The sequence below is a fragment of the Acidobacteriota bacterium genome (assembly GCA_030774055.1).
Lineage (GTDB): Bacteria > Acidobacteriota > Terriglobia > Terriglobales > Acidobacteriaceae > JACPNR01.
This window is the reverse complement of record JALYLW010000100.1, coordinates 1-9,566: the sequence shown is the minus strand read 5'-3', so window position 1 is coordinate 9,566 and position 9,566 is coordinate 1. Positions and strand designations below refer to the sequence as shown.

General features: G+C 64.0%; 12 protein-coding genes and 4 tRNA genes. 7 read left to right on the top strand and 9 right to left on the bottom strand.

From position 1 onward, the window contains the following. The 7 genes from M3P27_08290 to M3P27_08260 form a co-directional block, all read right to left on the bottom strand. The coding region (locus tag M3P27_08290; protein ID MDP9268305.1) for a GTP-binding protein at positions 1–127 on the bottom strand (127 nt) is incomplete at its 3' end. A 31-nt stretch (positions 128–158) separates the two neighbouring features. Then, positions 159–485 (bottom strand): hypothetical protein, encoded by a 327-nt coding sequence (locus M3P27_08285; GenBank protein MDP9268304.1) that lies wholly within the window; start codon positions 483–485, stop codon positions 159–161. Between the two features lie 15 nt (positions 486–500). Next, a tRNA-Gly gene (locus M3P27_08280) sits at positions 501–575 on the bottom strand. 46 nt (positions 576–621) lie between these two features. Then, positions 622–697: transfer RNA gene (locus M3P27_08275), tRNA-Thr, on the bottom strand. A 2-nt stretch (positions 698–699) separates the two neighbouring features. After that, entirely contained in the window at positions 700–903 is a 204-nt protein-coding gene (locus M3P27_08270; GenBank protein ID MDP9268303.1) for a hypothetical protein, read from the bottom strand. Positions 904–912: 9 nt separating this feature from the next. Next, positions 913–1,000: transfer RNA gene (locus M3P27_08265), tRNA-Tyr, on the bottom strand. Between the two features lie 201 nt (positions 1,001–1,201). After that, positions 1,202–1,277, bottom strand: a tRNA-Thr gene (locus M3P27_08260). Positions 1,278–1,616: 339 nt separating this feature from the next. Here M3P27_08260 and M3P27_08255 point away from each other — a divergent pair. From M3P27_08255 to M3P27_08235, 5 genes are all read left to right on the top strand, one after another. Continuing rightward, the gene (locus M3P27_08255) at positions 1,617–2,687 is read left to right on the top strand and encodes a hypothetical protein (protein ID MDP9268302.1); all 1,071 of its coding nucleotides are present in this window, start codon (positions 1,617–1,619) and stop codon (positions 2,685–2,687) included. 95 nt (positions 2,688–2,782) lie between these two features. Next, entirely contained in the window at positions 2,783–3,400 is a 618-nt protein-coding gene (locus tag M3P27_08250; protein MDP9268301.1) for a DUF488 domain-containing protein, read from the top strand. A 4-nt stretch (positions 3,401–3,404) separates the two neighbouring features. After that, positions 3,405–3,905 (top strand): DUF488 domain-containing protein, encoded by a 501-nt coding sequence (locus tag M3P27_08245; protein ID MDP9268300.1) that lies wholly within the window; start codon positions 3,405–3,407, stop codon positions 3,903–3,905. A 13-nt stretch (positions 3,906–3,918) separates the two neighbouring features. After that, positions 3,919–4,644 carry a hypothetical protein gene (locus tag M3P27_08240; GenBank protein ID MDP9268299.1) on the top strand — a complete coding sequence of 242 codons (726 nt, stop codon included), beginning with the start codon at positions 3,919–3,921 and terminating at the stop codon, positions 4,642–4,644. A 25-nt stretch (positions 4,645–4,669) separates the two neighbouring features. Next, entirely contained in the window at positions 4,670–5,950 is a 1,281-nt protein-coding gene (locus tag M3P27_08235; GenBank protein ID MDP9268298.1) for a hypothetical protein, read from the top strand. A 70-nt stretch (positions 5,951–6,020) separates the two neighbouring features. Here the strand turns inward: M3P27_08235 and M3P27_08230 are convergent, their stop codons facing one another. Further along, a complete protein-coding gene (locus tag M3P27_08230; protein MDP9268297.1) occupies positions 6,021–6,908 on the bottom strand; it encodes a M23 family metallopeptidase in 888 nt (295 codons plus the stop codon). A gap of 509 nt (positions 6,909–7,417) precedes the next feature. Between M3P27_08230 and thiL the strand changes: the two genes are divergently transcribed. Then, a complete protein-coding gene (gene thiL / locus M3P27_08225; GenBank protein MDP9268296.1) occupies positions 7,418–8,359 on the top strand; it encodes a thiamine-phosphate kinase in 942 nt (313 codons plus the stop codon). A 92-nt stretch (positions 8,360–8,451) separates the two neighbouring features. Here the strand turns inward: thiL and M3P27_08220 are convergent, their stop codons facing one another. Then, the gene (locus M3P27_08220) at positions 8,452–9,063 is read right to left on the bottom strand and encodes a phospholipase D-like domain-containing protein (GenBank protein ID MDP9268295.1); all 612 of its coding nucleotides are present in this window, start codon (positions 9,061–9,063) and stop codon (positions 8,452–8,454) included. A gap of 67 nt (positions 9,064–9,130) precedes the next feature. Here M3P27_08220 and tilS point away from each other — a divergent pair. Beyond that, positions 9,131–9,566, top strand: a 436-nt coding sequence (gene tilS, locus M3P27_08215) for a tRNA lysidine(34) synthetase TilS (GenBank protein ID MDP9268294.1), incomplete at its 3' end; no start/stop codon positions are given.

The following is a 9,566-nucleotide window of genomic DNA, read 5'->3' as shown; positions in this document are numbered from 1 at the left end:
TCTTCGGGTTGTGCTTCTGCAAAACCTTCGTGATCGCCGCCGTCAGCGTCGTCTTGCCGTGATCGATGTGTCCGATCGTCCCCACGTTCACGTGCGGTTTCGACCGGTCAAACTTTTCTTTCGCCATATTCCCTCGACGTTCTGGTTATGACTGCGGTTTATGCGTACTGATAAAGTCTTGCGAACTTCTTGCGCATCGCGGGCGCCACTTCTTCCAGCCTGGTCAGGTACATCTCGCGCACCTGGCCCTGGTCGGCGCCGGTCAGCTCATTCCACAACTCGACCACGCTCTTGCCGCCGCGGTAGCGGTCGAGCAAGCCCGCATCGCGTACCGGCTCGAACTGACGCACGCGCAGGCCCTGCTTGCTCACCGACTTCAGGAACCGCTCGACGTTCGCGGCGCTGAACGCGCTCTCGAGCAACGTCTTGAATTCGGCGAAGGCGACTTCGTTCCCGACCGCGAGCTTTGCCTGTTCGAATGCCATTGGGCGCATAAATCCTGGAGCGGGAGACGGGAATCGAACCCGCGACCAACAGCTTGGAAGGCTGTGACTCTACCACTGAGTTACTCCCGCCCTTCCACATCCCCGGCTACCTACATCCGACCGACTGTAAAACTACTGGAGCTGATGATCGGGATTGAACCGATGACCTCTCCCTTACCAAGGGAGTGCTCTACCAACTGAGCTACATCAGCCACTAACCCTGGTTCGCGTCCTCCACATCACCACTCATAGCTGCTTCCGTGTCGTGCAGCGTTTCCCTGCGATGCATGATCGACTTGAACGCGAACAACGCCATCAGTCCGATCACCGGATAGCGGAACTGCTTCTCCGGAAACAACCAGAGCGCAAGCAGCGCGATGGCCCCGTAAGCGCTCAGCGCAATCAGCAACCGTTTCACTATCCGACCTGGTGCACAGGGGAGGATTCGAACCTCCGTAGCTCCAAGGAGCGGCAGGTTTACAGCCTGCTGCCATTAACCGCTCGGCCACCTGTGCGAAACCGCTTCCCTGCTCCACGGCGCGTCCACGAACGAACACAAACCCGCGCACAGACTTCTGCGCGAGAACCACCACATACGGAAAGGAATCCTTGTGGAGTGTGTTCCTCTTGAGGAGTTGCGCGTTCGTTTATTCGGAGCTGCTTTATTCGGAGCTTGTTAAATCCAGCCGGCGCTCGCTCGGCCAGACCCCTATCCCTGGAGCTGGCGACAGGACTTGAACCTGTGACCCTCTGATTACAAATCAGATGCTCTACCAGCTGAGCTACGCCAGCCTGATACCTTCCCGCCGCACGGGACAAACATTAAAAGTAGCATAACGGCATTCGACGTGCAAGCAAACCCCGGCTGCGGCGGCCTTCTTGTTATCTTTGTGGTTAACCTAAGCGTACTTGGCTAACCTATCTGGGTTGACCGGGCGGGGTCGCAGGACGCGAGATCCGTCACCGAAAACACAAATGCTATGATTCCTGACCTCGCTATGATTGTACTCGATGGCGGAAGCGCTTGGCCAGGCTTGCTTCGTTTGCTCGTCCGCCGCGGCGGACGCTCACCCGTTGCCGCATGAAACCAGCTGACTCCCCCATGACCGACCTCCAGATGACTCGCCGCGCATGATGCTTCGTCGCCGTACGGTGCGCGTTCTCGCCGTCGTGGTGCTGGTGCTGGCCGCCGGCGCGCTCACCGCTGTGTTGCTACTGCGCCGCGGCCGCGCGCCGGAGGCGGTGCGTCTGCTGCCCGAGGCCGACGCTGTCGTCTACTTCGACGTGCAGGCGCTGCGTACCCTGGGCGCATTCTCGGGCACCGCCGCGACGCGCGAACCGGAGTACGAAGAGTTCGTGCGCGCGACCGGATTCCAGTTCGAGCGCGATCTGGATGCGGCGGCCTTCGCCGTGCACGCCGCAAAAATGACGCCGACGCCCGCGCCGGGCGGGGGGCCGCAACTCTCCGCGGAGACGCGCTTCTCCGAAGTCTTCATCGGCCGCTTCGACATCGCGCGCGCCACCGCCTACCTGCGCAAGCTGGCCAAAGGCACGGAGCGTTATCGCGACATCGACGTCTACTTCATCCCCCACGAAAACCGTCAGGTGAAGGTGGCGATCCTGGGAGTGGACCGCGTGGCGGTCTCGAACACCGATTCGCGCGAGCCGCTGCATCGCATGATCGACCGCTATCGTTCAGGAGCGATGCATGCCGCGGGGCCCGCCATCGTGGCGGCGTATCGCGAGCACATCCCACTGGGCAGCGTGATCTGGGCGGTGGCGCGCATCGGGGACGAATCGGGCAACGCCGGTGTACCGGCGCCACCGGCGCTGGCGGTGCTGAGTGGGACTACGCTGGTCGGGTCGGTGCGTCCGCTGCTGGGCGCGCAACTGCGGTTAGAGGATGTGGCCGGCGATAGCGTGCAGGCGCAGCGCATCGTGGAGAGCTGCACCACCATGCTCGCCCTGTTCAAAGACATGGAAGCCGGCGCCACGCCCTCGGGCACCGATGAAGACGTGAAGAAGGTCTTCGACAGCATCCGCATCGAGCAACAGGAGAAGAGCGCGGTGCTGACGGCGACCATCCCACCCGGATTCCTGAAAAAGATCACCAGCGAACCGCCGGCGCTGACCCAGGCGGCGCCCACGGCTGTCCCGACACCGACGCCGAGTCCTGCGCCGAAAAAGCGCGTGGCGAAGTAGTCCGGTTCGTCAGAAGTGCGGAACCCGGCATTCCTTCCTTGAAGCCGGAGCACGGCTGAGCGAGAATCAGATACTTACCGGAGCAAAACGCGAGCATGACCCATCGCCTGTTCACCATCGGGCACTCCGCCATGCAGCTTCCCACGCTGCTGGCGACGCTGGAGCATTCTCACGTGAGCCTGATCGTTGACGTGCGCAGCCGGCCGCAGAGCTTCCATCATCCCCACTTCGATCGCAGCCACTTGGAGCGCATGTTGCCAGAGGCCGGCATCAGCTACCTGTTTCTGGGAGACGAGTTGGGCGGCAGGCCGGACGATGCGAATGCCTACGCCAGCGACGGCGTGGTGGACTACCGCGCGCGCCGGAAGTCGTACGCGTTCCGCGCGGGCTTGGAGCGCGTGGAACAAGAGTTGGCGAAGCGCGACCTGGCGCTGATGTGCGCGGAGGAAGATCCGCTGCAGTGCCATCGCTTCCTGATGATCTCTCCCGAACTGGTGATAGCGGGGCTGGAGCCGGTGCACATCCGCAAAGGTGGGAACCTCGACAGCCAGCGCGAGGCTGAGGACCGCTTGCTGAAGGCTAACGGCTTCGGGGCGTTGGCGGGTGGGTCGCTGTTTTCCGGTGATCGGGACGCTGCCTTGGAGAGCGCTTACGACGCGCAGGCCAAGCTGGCGGCCTTCCGCATCGAACCCGCGGAGGCAGGCCGCTGGTAGCCCGATGGAGTTGACCCTCTGCACCATCGGCTTCGCCGGCAAAACTGCGGAACAATTCTTCGCGCTGCTCACCGAGGCCGGCGTGCGCCGAGTGCTCGACATCCGCGGGAACCGCGGCGGACAGCTCTCCGCATTCGCCAAACATCCTGACCTCGCTTTTTTTCTCCAGCGCCTCGCGGGCATCGAGTACGCGCATGAGCCCCGGTTCGCGCCCTCGCCGGAGATCCGCAAAGCCTATCGCGCCAGCAAAGACTGGCCACAGTATGAGGCAGCATTCCTCGCTCTGATGCGGGAGCGCGATTTCCCGGGGGCGGTGGAGGTGCCCATTGAAGGCGGCCCACTGGCGTTGTTGTGCTCGGAGCCCGGTCCGGAAAAATGCCACCGCCGGCTGGTGGCGGAGTTGCTGGCTGAGAATCTGCGCGGCAAAGGTCACACGGTCCACGTGCGTCACTTGACGGTCGAGCAGCCTACGCCGAAACCAAAATCCCGAAAACGAGCCGCCTGAGATCGCGGATTTCATGTCCGAACTCCTGATCAGCGAAGTAACGCGCATGGGGGATGGCTTCTGCGTGATCGGGCTGATGTCCAACCCGGCCGGCGTCTGTTCCCTGCGACCGATGCCCCATGGGGGATTCGCGTGGCGGCCCTTCCCCTATCGGCGCGCCGACCGTATCGCCTTTGATCTGCAACTTGTGTCCCTGGCCGCGCCGCATCTCGAGGACCGCGTGTGCTCGAATCACCGCAAGCTTGGGTCAATCTCCGAGGACGAGATGCTGGATCTGCTGCAGAAGGCTGAGCTAGGGGAATCGCGAGCGGACCTATTCGGTTGCGCTGTTCGTTCCACGGCGAGCGGAGCTACCTATGTGAAGCCCGGTCACGGCGAACGATCCATCTGCGGCTGCAGGATCGAAAATATAAGTTTTGACTTCAGCCACTATCCCAAAAAGAATGTTCGTGCAGCGTTGCTTCTGGCATCCGGCGACCGGCTGGACAGCCTTCCGGTGGTCGACGATGATTGGCTCCGATTCATCGACCATCTCTGGGAGCGGAGCCAGGGAACCGTCAATATCGGGTCGCGACTCCAGCGCTTCTTCAACCAGCAGATCAAGGAGCATGTCTTGTCCAGCGCGATTCCGTTCGTCCGCATCGGGCTGACTCGTCCATTCCATGGTCGATGCTGGTTGATGCTCGACTCGCTCTTCCCCGTCCCGAAGAGAAACTGGGTGGAGGAATTCCTTCAATGACGTTTGGAGCAAGGCTGGGGACGCGATGATGAGAACTACCGAAGAGATTCGAGCCTTGGTGGAGCGCTGCCTGCGCGCCGTCCTCCCGCCGGAAGCTGTCATGCCGGAGGACGATCTGGATTGGGTGGAGAGCGGCCTACTCGACTCCATGGGACACGTGGATGTTTTGACAGGCATCGAGCGCGCGACGAATATGCCCGACTTGCTCGAGCGCGCTGGGGTTGAGCCACCCACTACTACTAAGACCGCCATCGAAGCAATCCAGAAAGCGTTCGCGCAGCCCGCCGCGACCGAACCTGCGGTGGGAAGGGCCTCAAAGCCCAGCAACGGTGACGGATCGGCAATGATCGTGACCGGATGGGGAGCGGCCCTCGGTTCCACGCGCGTGGCCATCGTGCAGGTGGAGCAGGAATTCGGATTGAGCGCCGGAAAGTTATCGCAGGGCGCAGGGCTGGAGACTATCTGCCGTGCATCCGCGAAGGAGGACGAGGTTTCTCTGGCTCGAGTCGCAGCGCAGCAGGCGCTGCAAGTGGCCGGGGTTTCTGAGGCGAGCCTGGATTGGATCCTGGCAACGAGCGAAACCATGGTTGGAGTCCCTGCGCTGGGCGCCTCGCTGCACTCGGCGCTGCTCGCTCCGCCGGCGTGCGGCGTGCTCGACGTGGGCGGCGCCTGCGCTGGCGTGGTCAACTGCCTGGTTGTGGCCGACGCTCTCTTCGCCGCCGGCAAGGCGAACAGCATCCTGATCGCTTCGGCGGACGTCCACCGCCGGCTCTTGGCGCCGGGCAGAGTTCCGGGGGAATTCGGAGGCCTGTTCGGAGACGGGGCCAGCGCGTTCGTACTGCAACGGCTCAAGAACGGCGGCTCCGAGGCTTACCGGATGCTCGCCAGCGTGGGTGGATGTGCAGGCGGGTTCGTCACGGCGCTCGCGGTGCGTCCGGATGGGGAGGGCGCGATCAGGCTGCAGTTCGATGGAGAGGCCCTGGCGCGCGCCGCCACGGACCGCATGGCGATGATCCTCGACGACCTCGAAGCCGCCAGCGGACGCCGGCGCGCCACCGCCAGCGCCTTCGTCATCCACCAGCCCAACCCTCGCATCGTGGAGATTTTCCTACGGCGCGCCGCACTTCCGCCGGAGAAGGTTCCGGTCGTAGCCAGGACCTCCGGCAACTTGGGCTCGTCCACCTGCGGATTGGCGTTGGCGAAGGCTCTCGCCGAGCATTCCAGCAAGCCCCGCAGTCAAAGAGGCCCGATCTTCATGGCTGCGGTGGCGCCGGGATTACTGTGGGCAGGGGCGATCCTGGAATGAAGAAGGCAGAGGCCGCTACGTAAGGACCTGCTGGCGATTGCTCAGCGGTGAGTCAGATGAATGCGCGCGCTTACCGGCCCGCGCCGCTGCCGAAGGTGTGCAGCTTGGCCTGCGCCATATTCAAGCGCAGGTACTTGTAGGGATTGACCGGGGTATTGAAGATGCGGACTTCGTAATGCAGGTGCGGGCCGGTGGAGCGTCCGCTGAGTCCGACGTAGCCGATCACGTCGCCACGGAGCACATGCTGGCCGGGAGCGACGTTGAAGGCGGAGAGATGTCCGTAGCGCGTCGAGATGCCGTTGGCGTGGTTGATCACGACGAGGCGTCCGTAGCCACTCTGCAGGTCGGCGAACCCGACCATGCCATCGGCCGGCGCCAGGACCACGTGGCCGTATGTGCTGGAGATATCCACGCCGGTGTGGAACGCGCCTTCGCCGTTGAACGGGTCGTTGCGCTCGCCGAAGGAGCCGGTGATGGGACCTTCCACCGGCCACAGGTTCGGGGCAGACGCCAGTCGCAGCCAGTCTGCCGTGGTCGCATTGCGGTCGCCAAACTCGATGCCCACGGTCGCCGCGCCTGACATCGCTGAGGTCCGCAGGGCGGAGAACTGGTCGACCGACGAGATGAAAGCTTCGTCCCCGAACTGCCCTTGCGGGCTCAGCATGGGGTCGGACTTCAATCCGTAGAGCGTCGAGATCTCGCTGGCCAGCGAGCCCAGCGAGGCGGCCTGGATCTCATGCTCCTGCGCCACCTGCTCGAGCTGGGTATAACGGGTGCGAAGCGCCTCGCGCTCGGCGCGGACCTGGTTGAAGGCCTGCGCCTTCCACAGCATTCGGGTATAAGAGCCGGCCATGCCGGTGATGGTGAACATGCCGATGATCGCGCCGGCGATGAAGACGTAGAGATAATGCAAGGGAATGGGGAGCTTACGCAGCTGGCCTTCTGCGTCGCGAGTCACCAATAAAATGTAGTAGCGCTTCCGCAAGGGGGTCTCCGGAAAAACTCTACCAACCAACGGTCTCAGATTTTTTCAGGCCGCCGTTATGCTTTGCCCGAAGATGGCTACCGTGGACTTGGTAGCTCCTGCTTCGTGCCGACCCCGCGCTTAGCGCTGGATCGTTGAGGGCCTGAGGCCAGAATGTCCTGGAACGGCCTGAGAAAGTTAACAGGGTGTTCTCAGGCTGTCAAGCAGAACAGATGCTGGATACTCTACCCCAAGTCAGTGCAAAGAAAACCACTTGGTAGTACATCCGGGCTGTGGATTTCGGTCATGGCCGAGGGTAATGCGTCGTCTCTCTTCGCGGGCTACGCGGTAGGGCCGCTCCGCCCTCGCCCTTTGCTCGCCCGGCCACCTTATATAGTGAGACGGCTCAGGACGAGTTTGGTTAAGCCGGGACGCTGGTCCGGGAAGACGTCCGGAAAGACGTCAAGCCGGGACACCTAGTCCGGGAACCATACGGGAAAGCAATGCCCATTCCAGAACTTAAGTTGATCGAGCAGATCCGCGGCATGGCGCAGGCGTTGGCGCCGGGAAAGTCGGCAGCCGTCGTTCATGGGATCGGCGACGACTGTGCCGTGCTGCGCCTGGGCGCCGGGTCGGACACGCTGGTGACGACCGACCTGTCGATCGAGGGCGTTCACTTCCGGCGGGATTGGTATCCGGCAGGGTTCATCGGACGCCAGTGCCTGACGCGCGGTCTGAGTGACGTGGCCGCGATGGGCGGCGAGCCGCTCGCGGCCTTCCTCTCGCTGGCGCTGCCGCCGAAGTTGCCGCAGAGCTGGGTGGATGGCTTCCTGCGCGGCCTGCTGACGCACGCCATGGAGTCGAACGTCACGCTGGCGGGCGGGGATGTGTCGACGTCTTCGACGGGAGTGGTGGCAGACATCATGGTCGTGGGGCGCGTGCCGGCAGGCAAGGCCATCCTGCGCTCGGGCGCGAGGCCGGGCGACGCTCTCTACGCCACCGGGATGTTGGGGGTGGCGGCGGCACGAGTGGCGTCGTTGCGGGCAGGCCCGTCATTCACAAAAAAGAGAGTCGAGGTCGCTTCAGCGATGGCGACGCCGCGCGTGGCGGTGGGACGGAAGCTGCACGGGGTGGCGAACGCGATGATCGACATCAGCGACGGCCTCTCGACGGACCTGGCGCACTTGTGCGACGAGAGCGGAGTGGGCGCGATCGTCTATGCTCCGGCGCTGCCGGCGCCGGCGGGCATCGACTTCGCGCTGCACGGCGGCGAAGACTACGAGCTGCTCTTCACCGCGCCATCGCGGAGGAAAGTCCCACGCCGGATCGCGGGCGTCCCCATCTCTCACATTGGAGAGATAGTTCGCGAGAAAGAACTCTGGGTAGCAGACGCGCGCGGCCGGATGCATCGGCTGAAGCCGCAAGGCTGGCAACACTTCAAGTAGCACGCCCATGCCCGCCCCGGCTTCAAGTCCCCAACTTCGGTAGGGGCTCCGCCCCGCGTCCAGAAGGTAGTGGAAGGCGAACGGCGCCAGCTTCAGCGTGGGCTGAGGTTGTCGGGGCGCTGCCACATCGTTTCAAAATCCTGCTGCAAGGCGCGGACCTGGGCTGGGTCGTTGGTGAAGTGCGCGTTGTTGTCCTGTGACTTCAGGCCGGAGGGCGACCAGTTCGCGCTGCCATCGCGAAGCAGCTTGCCATCCACCAGGTAGGCCTTGAGGTGCATGATGTTGCGGCCGCGGTCGGCCTTGATGCGGACCTCGATATTGGGCTCGCCGCGAAGCTGGTCGGTGGCGCAGGTGTCGTTGTGTCCGGCGGCGTTGCGCTGCTCCTGCTCGTATTGCGAGCGATCACGGTAGAGCCGGATCTTGACCCCGCGAGCGGCGAGCGCGCGCAGGCGGGTAGCAAGATAGTCGTCGGTGAAGGCATACATCGCGATGTCGATGGTGCTGCGCGCTTCCTCGAGCCGGGCGACATCGAGCTGCTCGAGGTTCTCGGCGGGTGAGAAGTGGTTCTCGCTCAGCACATGTCCCGCGGGAACGGCGTGGAAGTCGGGTACGGGCGGCGGCGGCTGCTGGCGGGTGTTCCAATAGGCCCAGGCGGCAGCCGCGAGCACCACGACCATGAACCAGATGGACGAGCGACGCGCCATGAGCGAAGCATAGCCGCTCCGGCCGCGGAGTACCATAATGCGAGAAGCACGAGGCCGCGAGCATGCTATGAACCAACCAGTCCAGGACCGCGTAGCGAGCTACGTCCGCGAGCAAGGATTGCTGCGCGCGGGCGACCGCGTGGGCGTGGCCGTCTCGGGCGGGCCGGACTCGGTCGCGCTGCTGCGCGTGCTGCTCGAGCTGCGCGCGGATCTGGGGATCGTGGTCGCGGCCGTCGTCCACTTCAACCACAAGCTGCGCGGCAAGGAGTCGGAGGCGGACGAGGGCTTCGTACAGGGGCTCGCGGGACAACACGGCCTCGAGTTCCGGCGCGCCGAAGGCAATACCGCCGCGGCCGCCGCGGCGGGCGGCGAGGGTGTGGAAGCGGCGGCACGCAAGCTGCGCTACGAATTCTTCGAGGACGTGTTGCGGCGCGAGGGGATGGACTGCATCGCGACCGGGCACACGCTCGACGACCAGGCGGAGACAGTCCTGATGCGCGTGC